Raw genomic sequence first — 18,204 nt, 5'->3', positions numbered from 1 at the left:
CGGCCGAACCGAGACCCTGCTGAAATCGCGTCTCGGCCGAGAAATCAGTACGATGTGAGCCTTACTGCTTTTTGCGCGGCGCTGTCTGAAGTGCTGCGCTGACGTGCGCGCACATTCGGAGGCCAGGTAAGACATGAGTGACGGCGACACAGGCGCCACTCCTGTTCCTCGGCGCAGTTCCGACGGCACTGAGGACCGGCTTACCGCAAACCCGCATCCATTGCCAGGCGCCGCGCCGTGGGAACGGTTTTCGGCGCCGTCGGTCGACGAAGATCTGAGCCGGTGGTCGCCCAAAACGCAAGATGCCCACGATGAAGAGCGTCCCGAGGAGTCCGGCACTCGCCATGACGGCCCGCTGAGTGTCGCCGAACTGATCGCCAGACTCGGCGCCACGGTTCCCGACCGGCCCACTCCGCACCACGTCGCGGAGGAGCCCCACGAATCCGCAGACCCGGAAGACCCTGAAGCGCACCCGGAAGCGCACCCGGCACCGGAGTCCGCCGAACTCACCGACGACCTGTCCGACACGCAGGTTCTGCCGATCCCCGCTTACTCGCTGCAACTGCTCTCGGAATTGCCCGATCTCGGGGCGGCCAACTATCCGCACGATTCCGACGACGAAGCCGTCGGACCCGAGCCGGGTTCGACGAAGACGCAACGCCGGCGAGCCTCCGAGACCGCCGAGGACCGCGCCCCGAAGACGCGCGAACCGAAACGGCGATCCCGTCGCCGCCCGGCCATGATCGCCGGACGTTCGGCGGCAGCCATCATCGCGCTGCTGTCGTTGGTGTTGACCGGCGCCGCGTACCAGTGGAGTGCGTCGAAGAACAATCAGCTGAATACCGTGAACGCGCTGGACCCGCAGTCGGCTGACATCGTCGACCCCAACGCACAGTACGGAGACGAGAATTTCCTGATCGTCGGCATGGACTCGCGGCTGGGGGCCAACGCCAACGTGGGGGCCGGTGACACCGAGGACGCCGGCGGCGCCCGGTCGGACACGGTGATGCTGGTCAACATCCCCGCCGATCGCAAACGCGTGGTCGCCGTGTCGTTCCCGCGTGACCTGGCGATCAACCCGATCCAGTGCGAAGCCTGGAACCCCGAAACGGGCAAGTATGGCCCCATCTACGACCCCAAGACCGGCAAGACGGGTCCGCGCATGGTGTACACCGAGACCAAGCTGAACTCGGCGTTCTCCTTCGGCGGCCCCAAATGTCTGGTCAAGGTCATCCAGAAACTCTCCGGGTTGAGCGTGAACCGGTTCATCGCCATCGACTTCGTCGGATTCGGCCGGATGGTCGAGGCGCTCGGCGGCGTCGAGGTCTGCAGCACCACGGCGCTGCGGGACTACGAGTTGGGCACCGTGCTCGACCACGCCGGTCGGCAGGTCATCGACGGGCCCACCGCGCTGAACTATGTCCGCGCGCGCCAGGTCACTACCGAGAGCAACGGCGACTACGGCCGCATCAAGCGCCAGCAGCTGTTCCTGTCCTCGCTGCTCCGCGCGATGATCTCCGAGGACACGTTGATGAACCTCAACAAGCTCAACAACGTCGTCAACATGTTCATCGCCAACAGCTACGTCGACAACGTCAAGACCAGGGACCTGGTCGAGCTGGGCCGATCCCTGCAGCACATGGCGGCCGGCCACGTCACGTTCGTCACCGTGCCCACCGGAATCACCGACCAGGACGGCAATGAGCCGCCCCGGACAGCCGACATGAAAGCGCTGTTCACGGCCATCATCAACGACGATCCCCTGCCGTTGGAGAACGACCACAACGCGCAGACCCTGGGGACTTCGCGTACGCCGGGCACCACTTCGGGACCCTCGACCACCAAGAAGACGCCCGAGGCGGCCCCCACCAACGAGACGCACCGCGAGCAGGTGGTGACCACCTCCCCGCAAGAGGTCACCGTGCAGGTCTCCAACGGCACCAGCACTTCCGGTTTGGCGGCCACCGCAGCCAGCCAGCTCAAGCGCAACGGTTTCAACGTGATGACACCCGACGACTATCCGAACACGCTGAAAGCCACCACGGTGTTCTTCTCGCCCGGCAACGAACAGGCTGCCGCAACGGTCGCCGCGGCGTTCGGCAACTCCAAAGTGGAACGGGTCACCGGAATCGGTTCGGTGGTCCAGGTGGTGATCGGCCCGGACTTCAGCGCGGTGAGCGCCCCGCCGCCCAGCGGATCCTCGGTCAGCATGCAGATCAGCCGCAACTCCGGCAGCACGCCGACCAGGCTGCCCGAAGACCTCACGGTGACCAATGCGGCCGACACCACCTGCGAGTAGTCGCCCACGTGGTGCTTAATCACAATTCGGCGTTATAGAACGTAGTCTTTACCCATGCGCACCGCTTACCATGAGCAGCTCACGGAACTCTCCGAGCGGCTCGGCCAGATGTGTGGCCTGGCGGGGATGGCGATGGAGCGGGCCACCCAGTCCCTGTTGCAAGCCGATCTCGTGCTGGCCGAACAGGTGATCACCGACCACGAGCAGATCTCGGCGCTGAGCACCCAGGCCGAGGAGAGCGCCTTCGTCCTGTTGGCGCTGCAGGCCCCGGTTGCCGGTGATCTCCGGTCCATCGTGAGCGCGATTCAGATCGTGGCGGACATCGACCGGATGGGCGCGCTGGCACTGCACGTCGCCAAGATCGCCCGCCGTCGGCACCCGCAGCACGCACTGCCCGAAGAGGTCAACGGGTACTTCGCCGAAATGGGGAGAGTCGCAGTCGAATTGGGCACCAGCGCGCAAGAGGTGCTGCAGACCCGAGACCCGGAGAAGGCCGCGCGGATCCGCGAAGAAGACGACGCGATGGACGACTTGCACCGGCACCTGTTCAGCGTGCTGATGGACCGGGAATGGAAGCACGGGGTGGCGGCCGCCGTCGACGTGACCTTGCTGGGCCGGTTCTACGAGCGTTTTGCCGACCACGCGGTCGAGGTCGCCCGCCGGGTCATCTTCCAGGCCACCGGCACGATGTAGGACGCTCAGCCGAATCGGCCGGAGATGTAGTCCTCGGTGGCTTTCTGGGTCGGGTTGGAGAAGATCTTCTCGGTGTCGTCGATCTCGACCAAGCGACCCGGTTTGCCGGTGGCCTCCAAGTTGAAGAACGCGGTCTGGTCACTCACCCGGGCGGCCTGCTGCATGTTGTGGGTCACGATGACGATGGTGTAGTCCTGCTTCAACTCGCTGATCAGTTCCTCGATCGCCATGGTCGAGATGGGATCCAGCGCCGAACAGGGCTCGTCCATCAGCAGCACGTCGGGTTGTACCGCGATGGCACGCGCGATGCACAGTCGCTGCTGTTGCCCGCCGGACAATCCGCCGCCGGGCCTGTCCAACCGGTTCTTCACCTCGTCCCACAGGTTCGCGCCGCGCAGCGAGTGTTCGGCGGTCTCGGCCAGCAGCTTGCGGTTACGCACGCCCTGCAACTTCAGGCCGGCCACCACGTTGTCCCGAATCGACATGGCCGGGAACGGATTCGGCCGCTGAAAGACCATCCCGATCGCCCGGCGCACCCCCACCGGGTCGATGCGCGAGCCGTAGATGTCCTCGTCGTCGAGCAGCACGCTGCCCTGGACCCGCGCACCGGGGATGACCTCATGCATCCGGTTCAACGTGCGCAGCACGGTCGTCTTGCCGCAGCCGGACGGGCCGATGAACGCGGTCACGCTGCGCGGCAGAACCGACAGCGACACGTCGGCGACCGCGTGGAACGACCCGTAGTAGATGTTGACCTCTTTGAGGTCCAACCGTTTGGCCACGTAAAACAGCTCCTGCCTAGGTTCTCTTCGGGCCGAAGATCCGTGCGACCACCCTGGCCCCGATATTGATCATCGCAATCAACACGATCAATGTCAGCGCGGCACCCCACAGTCGGTCGGTCGGGACGGAACTGGTGCCCGCCCCGGCTGTCGTCTGGTCATAGATCATGCCGGGCAACGTCCCCATGTAGTCGCTGGAGACGTCGAAATTCGTGGCGTGGAAATAGCCGACCAGAACCAGCAACGGCGACGTCTCACCCAGTACCCGACCGAGCGCCAGCAGGATCCCGGTCAAGATGCCGGCGCGACCGGTGGGCAGCACCACCCGGGTGATGGTCCTCCACTTCGGTACCCCCAGAGCGTAGCTGGCTTCACGCAGGTCCTCCGGGACGCTGCGCAGCATCTCTTCGGTCGCCCGGGCGATCACCGGCAGCATCAGCAACACCAGCGCCAACGCCGCCGCGAATATCGAGCGGCGCAGGCCCAGCACCGCGACCCACACCGCATAGACGAACAACGCCGCCACGATCGAAGGAAGGCCGGCCAGGATGTCGACGGTGAACGTGACCAGGCGGGCCAGCCGGCTGCTGCCGCCGTATTCGACCAGGTAGATCCCGACCAGGACACCGAATGGGACAGAGATCACCGCACACACCAGACCCAGCAGCAGGGTGCCCACGATGGCGTGGTAGGCACCCCCGCCGGTCTCGACGGCCGTCCTGCCCTCCTCCGAGTTGATCCACCAACTGCTCACCGTGAGCGCCTTGAATCCGCGCAGCAGCACCGAGGACAACACCCACAGCAGCGATGTCAACGCGATCACCATCGACAGGCAGACCAACACGGTGGCCGCCGTGTCGGCGATGCGACGGCGCCGGCTGAGTCCGGAAATCCTCCGCCATTTCAGCGGACGGTCCAGCATCGAGGTCATTGCGCTCTCCCGGCGTGCGGCCGGGTCACGGCTCGGCGGGCCCGCGCGTTGACCACGAAGGTGAGTGCGAACAGCACCAGGCCCGCGGCCATGTACGCACCGACCTGGTACTTGTTGTCGAATTGGGGTGCGTTGGCGGCGATCTTGGTGGCGAACGTGGAGCCGCCGTCGAACAGTGACCACCCGAATGCCTCCCGGGTGCCGCGCAGGATGATCAGCAGCGCGACCGTCTCACCCAGAGCCCGGCCCAAGCCCAGGATTCCGCCACTGACGAAGCCGGATCTGCCGAACGGAAGGACGGTCGTCTTGACCACTTCCCAGCGGGTGGCGCCGAGCGCCATAGCGGCCTCGATGTGGTCCTGCGGTGTCTGCACGAACACTTCGCGGGTGACGGCGGTGACGATCGGCAGGATCATCACCGCCAAGACCATCCCGCCGGTGAAGATGGTGCCGTCGCTCACCGATGCGCTGCCGGTTGCGAACAGAAACCAGTGCCCCAGATGGGTATTCAGCCAGATCGCCAGGGGACGCAGCTCGGGCGCCAGCACGTGCAGTCCCCAGACGCCGTAGATGACGGACGGCACCGCGGCCAACAGATCGACGGTGTGCGACATCGGTGCGGCCAGTTTGCGCGGGGCGTACTGGGTGAGATAGATCGCCACGCCCAGCGCCACCGGCATGGCCACAACCAGGGCGAACACCGACACGAACAGGGTCACCTGCAACTGTTCGGCGATGCCGAACCGCATCGCGGCGGCGTCGGAGGTGACCCAGCGGCCGCCGTAGGTGAAGAAGTTCTCCCGGTTGCGCACCAGCGCCGGCACCGCCCGCCACAGCAGGAAGATGCCGATCGCCGCGATCAGCGCGACCATCAACCCACCGGCACCCTCCGAAATCCGTCGGAAGATCCGATCCCCCACGTGCCGGCCGGATTGGCCGAGCAGGCGGCCCGAGACGGCCGGCGGCACGGCGACGACCTCGCCCGAGCCTGCGTCGGCTGGGTCTGGCGTCACTGTGATCCCGTCAATTCCCCGTCACCGCGGCCCGGCGGAGCCTCGGTCGCCATGTCACCGCAACCCGTCGATCGCGGTGACCAGGCGCGCCTCGACCTTATCCGGCGGCCGCGTAGGCCGTGTCGACGCTGTATACGGTGAAGTCCGTCTTCTCATAGGTGCGCACCGCGGCTTTGTTGTCGGATTCGACGTAGAGCAGCGCCGTGGGATCAGGCCGGTCGGCCAGTCGCCGCGCCAGCGAGGCCAGGCCGATCGACGTCAGCGCCTGACCCAGGCCCCGGCCCTGCGCCGCAGGATCCACACCCAGCACGTAGACCTCCCCCAACCCGGCCGGGTCCGGATGCACCTTGGTCCAGTGGAAACCCAGCAAGGTGTCGTGCTGATCCTCGAAGGCCAGGAACAGGCCGTCCGGGTCGAACCACGGCTCGGCGCGCCGCTCGTCCAGCTCACGTTCGGTCCAGCCACCCTGTTCCGGATGGTAGGAGAACGCGGCGTTGTTCACCCGCAGCAGTTCGGCATCGTCGTCCGGGCCGGCGTAAGTGCGGATCCGCAGCCCGTCCGGGATCGTCGGCTCGGGGACATCGCGCAGCGGGCGCCGCATCTGCAACAGTTCCCGAACGGCGACCAGACCCAGAGCCGACGCGGTGGCTGTGGCCGACTCGAGCGTGCCGTGCGCCCAGAACTGGTTGCCCCGGCCGGTCTTGTGCAGCGCCGCGCGCGCCAGCGCCGCACCGATCCCCTGACGCCGATGCCGGGGGTGCACCACCAATTCGGCCATCGCGGCGGCGTCCTCGCGGGACGGGCTCAGGTTGAGGTAACCGACAATGGCGTCGCCGGCATCGGAAGCCAACAGGTGCTCGGTGCGATCGTGCGCCAGTTCGCGCAGCACCTGTTCACCGACGGGCGCCACCGCATCGAATTCCGTTGCGGCACTGATGATATCGCGGACAGCCTGCTGCTGGCCGGCGGTCAGGGCCGGGCGCCAGTCCAGCGTCGTCACTGGGTGCGCAGCGGGTCGGGAAGGGGATCGGGGGCACCGTCGCGGTTTACCTCGGCGTCGGCGTCGGCGTCGTCGGGCTCGGTGGCCGCTACCCGGCCGCGCGCGGGTCGCACCGCCTTGTAGCCGACGTTGCGGACCGTGCCGATCAGCGCTTCGTGCTCGGACCCGAGTTTTGCCCGCAGCCGCCGGACGTGGACGTCGACGGTGCGGGTGCCGCCGAAGAAGTCGTATCCCCACACCTCGTGCAGCAACTGCGCGCGGGTGAATACCCGGCCGGCGTGCTGCGCCAGGTACTTGAGCAGTTCGAACTCTTTGTAGGTCAGGTCGAGCGGGCGACCCCGCAAGCGGGCCGTGTAGGTGCCCTCGTCGATCACCAGCTCACCCAGGCTCACCTTGCCGATGCTCTCCTGATCGGCCAGACCTCCGCGGCGCCCCACTACCAGCCGCAGCCGGGCATCGATCTCGGCCGGTCCGGTGCTGGGCAACAGGATCTCGTCCAGACCCCAGTCGGCGCTGACCGCCACCAGACCGCCTTCGCTCACCACCGCCAGCACCGGCACCGCTCGGCCCGCGGTGCTCAGCAGGCGGCACAGCCCGCGCGCCGCCGAGAGATCGTTGCGCGCGTCGACGAGCACGGCGTCGGCGTTACCCGCCTCCAACAGTGAGGACGCCTCCGCCGGCGCCGTCCGCACGGAATGAGGGAGCAGCGACAGCGACGGCAGGACAGGATCGGAATACAGCTCCGAGGTCAGCAGTAGTAGTTCCAACAAGCCCCTCCAGCGTTGTGGGCAAGGCCTCCAGATTCATCGCGACACATGACGTTAGCGGCCAGAACATCTAACGATAACGTGCAACGTGGCTTTTGGCCTTCCGACGTGGTCTTTCGCACCTACCCCATACCGCCGGAACCCGCCGGTGCCGCTTGCCGGGCACGGCCTGCCACGGCGGCCGCTGCGCTGTGCGTCGCTCCCTTCCCCCCGGCAACCGGACGGTGTTGCCGCGCCGGGCGCGCGACGCCCCTACCGGGACCGATGCCGGATGCGACCGCGCTTTGGAACCGGGATGCGACACCACCGAATCATCGAACCCTCGGTGATTGTCACCCCGACTGTCGACGGCTCGGCCGGTGTCGCAGCCGTGCGAGGCGTTGTGACCAAAGCAACACGGCCGACGAGCGGTGTCACAATGACTCGGTGCGCAGGATCCTGGTCGGTGCGGCCGCCGTGACGATCGCCGTCGTGCTCGGCGCGTTGAGCGTCGACTACGGCGCGAGCATCTTCGCCGAATACCGCCTCTCGGCTGCCGTCCGCAGAGCCGCCGACCTGGAATCGGACCCGTTCGTGGCCATCCTGGCCTTCCCGTTCATCCCGCAGGCGATGCGCCAGCACTACAACGAACTGGAGATAAAGGCCAGCGGCGTCGATCAACCGGGGGTCGGCCGGGCCACCCTCGAGGCGACCATGCATTCGATCGGGCTCACTGACTCATCCTGGCTGATCAGACAGGACGCCAAGCTGCCGGTGCGCGAACTGGAAAGCCGCATCATCATCGACTCGGTGCATCTGGGCCGATATCTGGGCATCACCGACCTGATGGTGGAGACGCCGCCCCAGGAGTCCAACGACGCCACCGGCGGAACCACCGAGTCTGGAATATCCGGCAGCCACGGGCTGGTGTTCAGCGGCACTCCGAAATCGGCGGCTTTCGATCACCGGGTCAGCGTCTCGGTAGACCTGTCCATCGCCTCGGATGATTCGGCGACGCTGGTCATCACCCCCACCGGCGTGCTCCTCGGCCCAAACACGGCCGACCAGGTTGTCCCGGACGACAAGCGGACGGCCGTGCTGCGCGCGTTCAGCGGCAGGTTGCCCGGCCAGAAGTTGCCGTTCGGAGTGGGACCGACCACCGTCGGGGCCCGCGGCTCCGACGTCATCATCGAAGGCATCACCTACGACGTCGCCGTCCGGCTGGTGGAATTCAAACAGTCGTGAATCGGCCGGTTGGCGGCCGTAATGCCGTTGTTGGCTTCATCACTGTGTCATTGGGTAAGCTGTCCGACGTGTCAGCCCGCACCGAGCTTCTGCTCTCCAAGTGCCGCACAGTCGATCTGTGCCGCACCGCGGGTTGTTGCTGTTGCTGTAGCTGCTGAGTAGCCGCGCCTTTCTGCGCAGCACTCGGAGCAGCCCGGAGCTCTCACCGCGGCATGTCTCCTTACGCGCAACAGGCATACCTAGGAGTAAATCCGTGTCGAGCACCGATACCACCCGAGTGCGTGGACGTCCGCGCCAAGCGGTCAGGTAGTGCCCGAAATCCATCAATAGAAATCGAAAGGATCCACCATGGCACGCTCCGACGTCCTGGTCTCTGCCGACTGGGCGGAGAGCAACCTGGATGCCGAAGACATCGTCTTCGTCGAGGTCGACGAGGACACCAGCGCTTACGACGGCGGTCACATCCCCGGCGCGATCAAGCTGGACTGGCGCACCGACCTGCAGGACCCGGTCAAACGCGACTTCGTCGACGCCGAGCAGTTCTCCAAGCTGCTGTCTGACCGCGGCATCTCCAACGACGACACCGTGATCCTCTACGGCGGCAACAACAACTGGTTCGCTGCCTACGCGTACTGGTACTTCAAGCTGTACGGTCACCAGAACGTCAAGCTGCTCGACGGTGGCCGCAAGAAGTGGGAACTCGACGGCCGTCCCCTGTCCAGCGACGCCGTCAGCCGACCGGCTACCTCCTACTCCGCGTCCGCACCGGACAACACCATCCGCGCGTTCCGGGACGAGGTCATCTCGGCCATCGGCGTCAAGAATCTCGTCGACGTGCGATCCCCCGACGAGTTCTCCGGCAAGATCCTGGCCCCGGCTCACCTGCCGCAGGAACAGAGCCAGCGCCCCGGCCACGTCCCGAGCGCCATCAACGTGCCGTGGAGCAAGGCAGCCAACGAGGACGGCACCTTCAAGTCCGACGACGAGTTGGCCAAGTTGTACGCCGACGCCGGCCTGGACGGCTCCAAGGAGACGATTGCCTACTGTCGAATCGGGGAACGATCGTCGCACACCTGGTTCGTGCTGCAGGAATTGCTCGGACACCAGAACGTCAAGAACTACGACGGCAGTTGGACGGAATACGGCTCCCTGGTGGGTGCCCCGATCGAGTTGGGAAGCTGACATGTGCTCTGCACCGAAACAAGGACTGACGTTGCCCGCCAGCGTCGACCTGGAGAAGGAAACGGTGATCACCGGTCGCGTCGTCGACCGGGACGGACAAGCCGTCGGCGGCGCGTTCGTGCGGTTGTTGGACTCCTCCGACGAGTTCACCGCGGAGGTCGTCGCGTCGGCCACCGGTGACTTCCGCTTCTTCGCCGCGCCGGGATCGTGGACACTGCGGGCATTGTCCAAATTGGGCAACGGAGACGCCGCGGTGGCGCCGTCGGGCGCGGGCGTCCACGAGGTGGACATCAAGATCGCCTGACGGGTCGGTCACATCAGCGCCCGGATGTACCAGCCCGAGCAACAGGTGAGAATAGACTCGTCCCCGTGGTGCTGTTCTTCGAGATCATGCTGGTCGTGGCGACCGGGGTCATCTCCTGGTTTGCGCTGTATGCGCTGTACCGGTTGATCACCGACGAGTCGTGACCCCGACCGAGGGCGATGACGCGGCAGGCGGTTCCGAGGCCGCCGGTTCGGCGGATCGTGCCGTCGCCGCCGCGGCCGAACGCGCCAAACTGACCGCCGCGCGCAATATTCCGGCGTTCGACGACCTGCCGCTACCCGCGGACACCGCCAACCTGCGCGAGGGCGCCAGCCTGAACGACGCATTGCTGGCGTTGCTGCCGCTGGTCGGGGTCTGGCGCGGCGAAGGCGAGGGTCGCGGGAGCCACGGCGACTACCGCTTCGGCCAGCAGATCGTGGTCTCCCACGACGGGGGCGACTACCTGAACTGGGAAGCCCGGTCGTGGCGGCTCACCGCCTCGGGCGACTACGGAGAGCCCGGTCTGCGCGAGACGGGATTTTGGCGCTTCGTCAGCGACCCAGACGATCCGACCGAATCCACCGCGATCGAACTCTTGTTGGCACACTCGTCGGGATACGTCGAGCTCTTCTATGGGCGACCACTCACCCAGTCGTCGTGGGAGTTGGCCACCGACGCCCTGGCGCGCAGCCGGTCGGGTGTGCTGGTCGGCGGCGCCAAGCGGTTGTACGGCATCGTCGAGGGCGGCGACCTGGGTTACGTGGAGGAACGGGTCGACGCCGACGGCGCCTTGGTGCCGCATCTGTCGGCGCGCCTGGCTCGCTACGTCGGCTGATCGCCTCCCGCCGCAATGGCTGGCCGGGGAAATGGAGCGGCCCCCGAGCCATATTCCGGTTGGACAGACCGGAAGCTCGAGGGCCGGGTGACTGCGGGAAATTCGCCAGCGCGCGTTGATCGCTGACTCTTCCGAGCCAATGCAGCTAGCGCGCAGCCACCTCACATGTCCATGAAGCTATCAATTTCGCGGACCACCTCCTTTCCTGTGTACTGACGAAGCTACCACCGACCCCGAAACGGTTGCCAGCCATTAAATTTCGGCCGCTACCGGCCGTCCCGGTCGCTGACTATCGCGGCGTCGATCAACTCGGCGAACGTGGCCGCGAAGGGCGCGGGGGGCAGCAGCCGACCGTCCAGAGTGTGCACCCGGGCCGCCAGCGTCATGCTCGATATCAACCAAACGCCCTGAGCCGCAAGCAGATCCGCAACCCGAAGGGCACGGTAGTCGCAGTCGTAGCCGTTGCCGCGCGCGACCTCGAACAGCGCTTGTTGGGTGGTTCCCCGCAGGATGGGGAACCACGGCGGCGGGGTCAACAGACAGGGCTTGCCGTTCTCGCCGTCGGTCGCGATGACCACCGTCGAGCGCGGACCCTCCAGGACGTAACCGTCGGTGCTGACGAACACGACATCACCCGCGCCGCGGCGGGACGCGTGGCGCAACACCGCCATGTTCACCGCGTAAGACAGCGTCTTGGCGCCGGCCAGCAGCCAGGGCATCGCATCGATTCCCTTGGCCGGCAACCCTCTTTCGAGGGTGATCGCCGATACGCCGTCACGGCGCACCGCGGCCACTCGTTCCGGCACCTGGTTGACTGCGACGTAGCCGGTCGGGGCCGAACCGCTCTCCCGGCCGCGGCTGTAGACCAGCCGCATCGCGGCTTCCGCACCGGTGGTCGCGACCCACTGTCGGGTCGCGACGTCGATCGCGCGACGCCAGCCGGGCAAATCAGGTTCGGGTAGGTCCATCAGCTTGGCGGACTGGGTCAGCCGTTGCAGGTGCGACTCGATCAGACATGCCCTGCCGTCGCGCACCAGCAGCGTCTCGAACACCCCGTCACCGCGGACCGCGGCCAGGTCGTCGGCGTGCAGCAGCGGCGTTCCCGGATCGACGATCGCGCCGTCGAGCGTGACAACCACAGCGGCCATGAGGGGTCAGCCTAGCTACCCCGTCGTTCCCAGCGTGCGTCGCGCTGGCGTGACTGTCGACGTCGAGCGTCACGCCAGCGTGACGTTCGGGTGGCCCGGAGCCGTCGCCGTAAGGTTGACGTGTGAACCCAGTCCCTGCCCCGGATCCCGGACCCGACGCCGGTGCGATCTGGCATTACGGCGATCCGCTGGGTGAACAGCGGGCCGGCGAAACCGACGCCATCCTGGTGGACCGCTCGCATCGTGCAGTGCTGGCCCTGACCGGCGACGACCGGCAATCCTGGCTGCACAACATCTCCACCCAGCACGTCAGCGCACTGCCCGAAGGCGCGTGCACCCAGAATCTGAGTCTGGACGGGCAAGGCCGGGTCGAGGACCACTGGTTGCAGACCGAGCTGGGCGGCACCACCTACCTCGACACCGAGCCGTGGCGGGGCGAGCCGTTGCTGAACTACCTGTCCAGGATGGTCTTCTGGTCCGACGTCACACCCGCGGCCGCGGACCTGGCGGTGCTCTCACTGCTCGGTCCACGGCTGGCAGACACAACGGTGCTCGACGCGCTGGGACTGGACGCGCTACCGGCCGAAGGGCAGTCGATGCCGCTGGCCGGTGGCGGTTTGGTGCGACGTATGCGCGGCGTTGCGGACGGGCCGGTCGAACTGGACCTGCTGGTGCCGCGCGGCGAATCGGGCGACTGGCAGCGGCGCCTCGGTGTGCGCCCGGCCGGGGTGTGGGCCTATGAAGCTCATCGGGTGGCCGCGCTGCGTCCGCGGCTGGGCGTGGACACCGACGAGCGCACCATCCCGCACGAAGTGCGCTGGATCGGCGGCCCCGGCGAGGGCGCGGTGCATCTGGACAAGGGCTGCTACCGGGGACAGGAAACGGTCGCGCGGGTGCACAATCTGGGCAAACCGCCCCGGATGCTGGTCCTGCTGCACCTCGACGGTTCGGTGGACCGGCCGTCTACCGGTGACCCGGTCCTTGCCGGTGGGCGCACGGTCGGGCGGCTGGGAACGGTCGTCGAGCACGTCGACCTGGGCCCGATAGCGCTGGCGCTACTCAAACGCGGCATACCGGGCGACACCGAGCTGGCGGCGGGCGCCGAGGGCGAGGTCGCCGCGGTGATCGACGCCGAATCACTGCCGCCAGTCGACGAGGTGGGCGCCGGACGGCTCGCCGTGGAGCGGCTGCGCGGCGGTGGCCGTTGATCGACTGTGACGTCGACGACATCCCCGGGCCGGTCGGTGTCCCCAGGCAGGGCGAGCCGACGTTCGGGCACCGGGCACGGTAAGCTGTCGGCAGGACAATGACACTAAGAGATCGGAGCCGCCTACTTGTTAGGCCGCTCCGTTATTTCGCGAGGGGGTTCCCCCATGGGCCGCGGCCGGGCTAAGGCAAAGCAGACCAAGGTTGCTCGAGAACTGAAGTACAGCTCCCCGCAGACGGACTTCACGCGGCTGCAGCGCGAGCTGTCAGGGACGAGCACCGATGAGTCGGACCACGCGGACGACGATTCATACGACGACCAGGACGACTGGCGCCGCTAGACCTCACCACCCGACCGTGCCCTGCACATCGCAACGGCACGGTCGGCTTGACGTCTGGGCCTAGAAACGCGGGTGCTGTCCGACGAGCTTGGCCCGAGGGCCCTCTTTTCCTCCCTTGCCCACGGTGCCCAGCACCCAACAGTCCAGGTGCCGCGCGGTCAGTATCGCCTGGGCGCGATCGGTGTCCTCGGGGGCGACGACGGCGATCATGCCCACCCCCATGTTGAACGTCTTCTCCATCTCGGCCCGCGCTACCCGGCCCCGCTGGGCGATCATGCCGAACACCGGCGCCGGGGTCCATGTGCCGCGGTCCACCTCGGCGACCAGCCCGTGCGGGATGACCCGCGCCAGGTTGCCGGCCAGCCCTCCGCCGGTGACATGGCAGAACGTGCGGACCTGGGTCTCGGCGGCCAGTGCCAGACAGTCTTTGGCGTAGATGACGGTCGGCTCCAGCAGCTCCTCGCCCAGCGTGCGACCGAACTCCTCCACATAACCGGCGAGGTTCATCCGGTCGATGTCGAGGAGAACGGAACGGGCCAGCGAATAACCGTTGGAATGCAGTCCCGAGGATGCCATTGCGATGATGACGTCACCTGGTTTGACGCGCTCGGGGCCCAGCACGTCGTCGGCCTCGACCACGCCGACACCGGTCGCCGAGATGTCGTAGTGGTCCGGTTCCATCAGGCCGGGATGCTCGGCCGTCTCGCCCCCCAACAGGGCGCAGCCCGCCCGCACGCAGCCCTCGACGATGCCGCTGACGATCGCCGCGACCCGTTCCGGGACAGTGCGGCCCACCGCGATGTAGTCCTGCAGGAACAGCGGCTCGGCGCCACACACGACGAGGTCGTCGACCACCATCGCGACCAGGTCCAGCCCGACGGTGTCGTGCTTGTCCATCGCTTGAGCGACCGCGATCTTGGTGCCGACGCCGTCGGTGGACGCCGCCAGCACCGGTTCGCGGTAGTCGCCACGCAAGGCGAACAGCCCGGCGAATCCGCCCAGCCCACCACGTACCTCGGGTCTGGTGGCCCTGACTGCCAGCGGCTTGAACAAGTCGACGGCGCGGTCACCGGCCTCGATGTCCACCCCGGCCGATGCGTAAGTGACGCCTTCGGGATCCGTCATCGCGATAAAGGCTACCGGTAGCCGGCCACGGCGGTACGCGTCACCGCCGATTGCGCGCCGAGAGTCGTAATCGTCAGCGCGAGACGGGAACTTCCGGGACTTGCTGGCCGGACAACTCGCCCATGCCGGCCCCGCGCGCGGCGGTGGCGAGCATGTGCTCGATCACGTTCTTACCCAGCGCGCTCTCACTCGGCAGCTCGATCGGGTAGGTGCCGTCGAAGCACGCCGTGCACAACCGCGAGGCGGGTTGCTCGGTGGCCGCGATCAGCCCGCGCAGCGAGATGTATCCCAGCGTGTCGGCGTTGATCGCGTGCCGCACCGCCTCGAGCATCTCGCCTTCGTCCTCGACGGCGTTGGCGATCAACTCGGCCGGCGACGGGAAGTCGATGCCGTAGAAGCACGGCCATTTCACCGGCGGTGAGGCGATCCGCACGTGCACCTCCACCGCGCCGGCCTCACGCAGCATGCGCACCAGCGCGCGTTGGGTGTTACCTCGCACGATCGAGTCGTCGACGACGATGAGCCGCTTGCCGCGGATCACTTCTTTGAGCGGATTGAGCTTGAGCCGGATGCCGAGCTGGCGGATCGTCTGAGACGGCTGGATGAAGGTTCGCCCGACATATGCGTTCTTCATCAGGCCCTGGCCGTAGGGGATGCCCGATTCCTGGGCGTACCCCACCGCGGCGGGTGTGCCGGATTCCGGCACACCTATCACCAGGTCGGCGTCCACCGGGCATTCGCGGGCCAGCCGACGGCCGATCTCGAGCCGGGCACCGTGAATCGACCGCCCGGCGATGACGCTGTCCGGCCGGGCCAGATAGACGTACTCGAAGATGCAGCCCTTGGGCGACGGGTTGGCGAACCGGGTGGACCGCACTCCGTCGGCGTCGATGGCCAGCAGTTCACCGGGCTCGATGTCGCGGACGAAGGAGGCGCCGACGATGTCGAGCGCGGCGGTTTCGGAGGCGACGACCCAGCCGCGGTCGAGCCGGCCCAGCGACAACGGACGCACCCCGTGCGGGTCGCGACAGGCGTACAGGGTGTTCTCGTCCATGAACGTCAGACAGAACGCACCACGCACCGTCGGCAGCAGTTCCAGCGCCGCCTGTTCCAGGCTGGAGTCGGCCGCGCCGTGCGCCAGCAGCGCGCCCAGGATGTCGGAGTCGGTGGTCGCCGGTGCCGGGCACCGCCTGGCCATCAGCCCCGCGTCGCGGGCCCGGGCCGCCAGCTCGGCGGCGTTGACCAGATTTCCGTTGTGCCCCAAGGCAACTCCGGTCCCGGCCGCGGTGTTACGGAACACCGGCTGGGCGTTCTCCCAGGTCGTGTCCCCGGTCGTGGAGTAGCGGCAGTGCCCGATCGCGACGTGGCCGTCCATGGCCGCCAACGTCTGCTCGTCGAATACCTGACTGACCAGACCTAAGTCCTTGAACACCAGAACCTGGGATCCGTCGGCGACCGCGATGCCCGCGGCTTCCTGGCCGCGATGCTGCAACGCATACAGGCCGTAGTACGTGAGCTTGGCGACGTCTTCACCCGGGGCCCAGACCCCGAATACACCGCACTCTTCACGGGGCGAGTTGAAGTCTTCTTCGGGCTGCACGGTCACGGTTTGGCGGCTCCCTGGGGCGCGGGTAGTGACGGTAACGGAGTCTACGGCTTTGCCGCCGGTAGCGACGAATTCGGCGGGCGTGTTATTCCCGTTCATTTTCGGCGTGTCGCGCCAAACACGCAGGTCAAGTCACATATGCACCACCGGTAACAGGTGGCCAATCTCACTCGACCGGCTGCCCGACAGACGCAGCAGACCGCTGTCGGAGGCCTCGTCGAAACCCATCAGCCCCGTGGCCACCAACAGCCACGTGCGCGGGTCGGTCTCCACGACGTTCGGCGGTGTTCCGCGGGTGTGCCGGGGCCCCGCGACGCACTGCACCGCGACGAACGGCGGCACCCGGACTTCGACGCTGGCGCCGGGCGCCAGGGCAGCCAGTGTGCGGGCGGTAAGTCGCACAGCCGTCCCGAGCTCAGCCCGGTCCGGCCCGGGACGGGTCTCGTCGCGTAACCATTCCGCAATGGCCAGCACGGCCTGCCGAGTCTTCGCCGGATCAGCGCTATTCCGGGCAGCCATACCCTAGGGTCTCAGAACTATGGACCCGCGGACGCGGCCACCTTTCAAGACCATCGGCGTGCTCGCGCTGATTGTGCTGGTGATCGTGCTGGGGTCGCTGTATTGGCAGTTCCGCGGCAACTTCACCCCGAAGACCAAGTTGACGATGATCGCCCCGCGGGCGGGTCTGGTGATGGACCCCGGCGCCAAGGTCACCTACAACGGCGTGCAGATCGGCCGGGTGTCCCAAATCTCCGAGATCACCCACCACGGCGTCCCGGCAGCGCAGCTGGTGCTGGATATCTATCCGCGCTACATCCCGCAGATCCCGGCCAACGTCGCTGCCGAGATCAAGGCGACGACCGTGTTCGGCAACAAGTACATAGCGCTGAGCTCACCGACATCCGCGCCGTCACCGCAACACGTCACACCCTCGACGGTCATCAACGCGACCCAGGTGACCACCGAGTTCAACAGCTTGTTCGAAACTCTCACCGCCATCTCGGAGAAGGTCGACCCGGTCAAGCTCAATCTGACGTTGAACGCCGCCGCGCAGGCGCTGACCGGGTTGGGCGACGAGTTCGGCGCTTCGCTGTCGAATGGCAACGCCATCCTGGATGACCTGAACCCGCGACTGCCGCAGGCCCGCTTGGATATTCAGCGCCTCGCGGCCCTGGGAGACACCTACGCCGACGCCGTCCCAGACGTGGTGGAGGCCCTCGACGCCGCCGCGACCACGGCCCGCACCGTCGACAGGCAACAAGGTGACCTCGACGAGGCGTTACTGGCGGCTGCGGGCTTGGGCAACATCGGCTCGCCGGTATTCGAGCGGGCGGGGCCCTTCCTGACCCGCGGAGCCATCGACCTGGAACCGACCGCACGGCTGCTCGACGAGTACAGCCCCGAGGTCTTTTGCACATTGCGCAACTACGACCACGTCGCACCCAAAATCCGTGCGGCACTGGGGTTCAACGGCTACGCGCTCGGTGCGAACTCGGCGGGCGGCATCACCGGGGCGCCGCCGCCGTACTTCTACCCGGAGAACCTGCCCCGGGTGAATGCACGCGGCGGCCCCGGCGGCAAACCAGGCTGCTGGCAGCCGGTCACCCGTCAGCTGTGGCCCGCCCCGCTGCTGGTGATGGACGTCGGGGCCAGTCTGGCGCCCTACAACCACTTCGAACTTCCCTCGCCGCTGATGCTCGACTACGTGTGGGGTCGCCAGGTCGGTGACTACACCATCAATCCCTGAT

18 protein-coding genes are annotated in these 18,204 nt (G+C 67.0%); 9 read left to right on the top strand and 9 right to left on the bottom strand.

The features are described 5' to 3' along the window. The first annotated feature begins 133 nt into the window (after positions 1-133). Positions 134-2,299 carry an LCP family protein gene (locus tag AC5Y46_RS03690; RefSeq protein ID WP_499990125.1) on the top strand — a complete coding sequence of 722 codons (2,166 nt, stop codon included), beginning with the start codon at positions 134-136 and terminating at the stop codon, positions 2,297-2,299. Positions 2,300-2,353: 54 nt separating this feature from the next. Continuing rightward, positions 2,354-2,992 carry a phosphate signaling complex protein PhoU gene (phoU, locus tag AC5Y46_RS03685; RefSeq protein ID WP_499943531.1) on the top strand — a complete coding sequence of 213 codons (639 nt, stop codon included), beginning with the start codon at positions 2,354-2,356 and terminating at the stop codon, positions 2,990-2,992. Between the two features lie 5 nt (positions 2,993-2,997). Here phoU and pstB read toward each other — a convergent pair whose 3' ends face one another. The 5 genes from pstB to AC5Y46_RS03660 all read right to left on the bottom strand — a co-directional run bounded on the left by pstB (position 2,998) and on the right by AC5Y46_RS03660 (position 7,488). Then, positions 2,998-3,774 (bottom strand): phosphate ABC transporter ATP-binding protein PstB, encoded by a 777-nt coding sequence (gene pstB / locus AC5Y46_RS03680; RefSeq protein WP_499943532.1) that lies wholly within the window; start codon positions 3,772-3,774, stop codon positions 2,998-3,000. A gap of 16 nt (positions 3,775-3,790) precedes the next feature. Beyond that, positions 3,791-4,705: a phosphate ABC transporter permease PstA gene (gene pstA / locus AC5Y46_RS03675; RefSeq protein WP_499943534.1), complete on the bottom strand. Its 915-nt coding sequence runs from the start codon at positions 4,703-4,705 to the stop codon at positions 3,791-3,793. Continuing rightward, a complete protein-coding gene (gene pstC, locus AC5Y46_RS03670; protein WP_499943677.1) occupies positions 4,702-5,673 on the bottom strand; it encodes a phosphate ABC transporter permease subunit PstC in 972 nt (323 codons plus the stop codon). Before pstC ends, pstA begins: the two co-directional genes overlap by 4 nt. Positions 5,674-5,815: 142 nt before the next feature. Next, entirely contained in the window at positions 5,816-6,718 is a 903-nt protein-coding gene (mshD, locus tag AC5Y46_RS03665; RefSeq protein ID WP_499943535.1) for a mycothiol synthase, read from the bottom strand. Next, on the bottom strand, positions 6,715-7,488 hold the full coding sequence (locus AC5Y46_RS03660) for a winged helix-turn-helix transcriptional regulator (RefSeq protein ID WP_499943536.1): 774 nt from the start codon (positions 7,486-7,488) through the stop codon (positions 6,715-6,717). The genes mshD and AC5Y46_RS03660 overlap by 4 nt, the downstream gene beginning before the upstream one ends. A gap of 423 nt (positions 7,489-7,911) precedes the next feature. Here AC5Y46_RS03660 and lmeA point away from each other — a divergent pair, with 423 nt between their 5' ends. From lmeA to AC5Y46_RS03640, 4 genes are all read left to right on the top strand, one after another. Beyond that, the gene (gene lmeA / locus AC5Y46_RS03655; RefSeq protein ID WP_499943537.1) at positions 7,912-8,709 is read left to right on the top strand and encodes a mannan chain length control protein LmeA; all 798 of its coding nucleotides are present in this window, start codon (positions 7,912-7,914) and stop codon (positions 8,707-8,709) included. A 348-nt stretch (positions 8,710-9,057) separates the two neighbouring features. Further along, the gene (locus AC5Y46_RS03650) at positions 9,058-9,891 is read left to right on the top strand and encodes a sulfurtransferase (protein WP_499943538.1); all 834 of its coding nucleotides are present in this window, start codon (positions 9,058-9,060) and stop codon (positions 9,889-9,891) included. Position 9,892: 1 nt separating this feature from the next. Further along, positions 9,893-10,195 (top strand): DUF1416 domain-containing protein, encoded by a 303-nt coding sequence (locus AC5Y46_RS03645; RefSeq protein ID WP_499943539.1) that lies wholly within the window; start codon positions 9,893-9,895, stop codon positions 10,193-10,195. A 160-nt stretch (positions 10,196-10,355) separates the two neighbouring features. After that, positions 10,356-11,030, top strand: a complete 675-nt coding sequence (locus AC5Y46_RS03640) for a heme-binding beta-barrel domain-containing protein (RefSeq protein ID WP_499943541.1) — start codon at positions 10,356-10,358, stop codon at positions 11,028-11,030. A 266-nt stretch (positions 11,031-11,296) separates the two neighbouring features. Here the strand turns inward: AC5Y46_RS03640 and AC5Y46_RS03635 are convergent, their stop codons facing one another. Next, positions 11,297-12,169: an aminodeoxychorismate lyase gene (locus tag AC5Y46_RS03635; protein WP_499943678.1), complete on the bottom strand. Its 873-nt coding sequence runs from the start codon at positions 12,167-12,169 to the stop codon at positions 11,297-11,299. A 131-nt stretch (positions 12,170-12,300) separates the two neighbouring features. Between AC5Y46_RS03635 and ygfZ the strand changes: the two genes are divergently transcribed. Both ygfZ and AC5Y46_RS03625 read left to right on the top strand, forming a co-directional pair. Continuing rightward, positions 12,301-13,386, top strand: coding sequence for a CAF17-like 4Fe-4S cluster assembly/insertion protein YgfZ (ygfZ, locus tag AC5Y46_RS03630; RefSeq protein ID WP_499943542.1), 1,086 nt, complete (start codon positions 12,301-12,303; stop codon positions 13,384-13,386). 165 nt (positions 13,387-13,551) lie between these two features. Next, positions 13,552-13,725, top strand: coding sequence for a DUF3073 domain-containing protein (locus AC5Y46_RS03625; RefSeq protein ID WP_499943543.1), 174 nt, complete (start codon positions 13,552-13,554; stop codon positions 13,723-13,725). Between the two features lie 60 nt (positions 13,726-13,785). Here AC5Y46_RS03625 and purM read toward each other — a convergent pair whose 3' ends face one another. From purM to AC5Y46_RS03610, 3 genes are all read right to left on the bottom strand, one after another. Further along, the gene (gene purM / locus AC5Y46_RS03620) at positions 13,786-14,850 is read right to left on the bottom strand and encodes a phosphoribosylformylglycinamidine cyclo-ligase (protein WP_499943544.1); all 1,065 of its coding nucleotides are present in this window, start codon (positions 14,848-14,850) and stop codon (positions 13,786-13,788) included. A gap of 73 nt (positions 14,851-14,923) precedes the next feature. Then, positions 14,924-16,456, bottom strand: coding sequence for an amidophosphoribosyltransferase (purF, locus tag AC5Y46_RS03615; RefSeq protein ID WP_499943545.1), 1,533 nt, complete (start codon positions 16,454-16,456; stop codon positions 14,924-14,926). 132 nt (positions 16,457-16,588) lie between these two features. Beyond that, positions 16,589-16,975: a sterol carrier family protein gene (locus AC5Y46_RS03610; RefSeq protein ID WP_499943546.1), complete on the bottom strand. Its 387-nt coding sequence runs from the start codon at positions 16,973-16,975 to the stop codon at positions 16,589-16,591. 19 nt (positions 16,976-16,994) lie between these two features. Here AC5Y46_RS03610 and AC5Y46_RS03605 point away from each other — a divergent pair, with 19 nt between their 5' ends. Next, complete coding sequence (locus tag AC5Y46_RS03605) at positions 16,995-18,203, top strand: MCE family protein (protein ID WP_499943547.1); 1,209 nt, start codon at positions 16,995-16,997, stop codon at positions 18,201-18,203. The last annotated feature ends 1 nt before the right edge of the window (position 18,204 follow it).

This window comes from Mycobacterium sp. NGS59 (assembly GCF_059812345.1).
The sequence above is the reverse complement of the archived record's forward strand: the minus strand, read 5'-3'. Positions and strand labels throughout refer to the sequence as shown.

Excerpts from the sequence above, each read along its gene's own strand:
- AC5Y46_RS03690 (WP_499990125.1), top strand. The coding sequence starts at position 134 with ATGAGTGACGGCGACACAGGCGCCACTCCTGTTCCTCGGCGCAGTTCC.
- phoU (WP_499943531.1), top strand. The coding sequence starts at position 2,354 with ATGCGCACCGCTTACCATGAGCAGCTCACGGAACTCTCCGAGCGGCTC.
- pstA (WP_499943534.1), bottom strand. The coding sequence starts at position 4,705 with ATGACCTCGATGCTGGACCGTCCGCTGAAATGGCGGAGGATTTCCGGA.
- AC5Y46_RS03650 (WP_499943538.1), top strand. The coding sequence starts at position 9,058 with ATGGCACGCTCCGACGTCCTGGTCTCTGCCGACTGGGCGGAGAGCAAC.
- AC5Y46_RS03645 (WP_499943539.1), top strand. The coding sequence starts at position 9,893 with ATGTGCTCTGCACCGAAACAAGGACTGACGTTGCCCGCCAGCGTCGAC.
- AC5Y46_RS03625 (WP_499943543.1), top strand. The coding sequence starts at position 13,552 with ATGGGCCGCGGCCGGGCTAAGGCAAAGCAGACCAAGGTTGCTCGAGAA.
- purM (WP_499943544.1), bottom strand. The coding sequence starts at position 14,850 with ATGACGGATCCCGAAGGCGTCACTTACGCATCGGCCGGGGTGGACATC.
- AC5Y46_RS03610 (WP_499943546.1), bottom strand. The coding sequence starts at position 16,975 with ATGGCTGCCCGGAATAGCGCTGATCCGGCGAAGACTCGGCAGGCCGTG.
- AC5Y46_RS03605 (WP_499943547.1), top strand. The coding sequence starts at position 16,995 with ATGGACCCGCGGACGCGGCCACCTTTCAAGACCATCGGCGTGCTCGCG.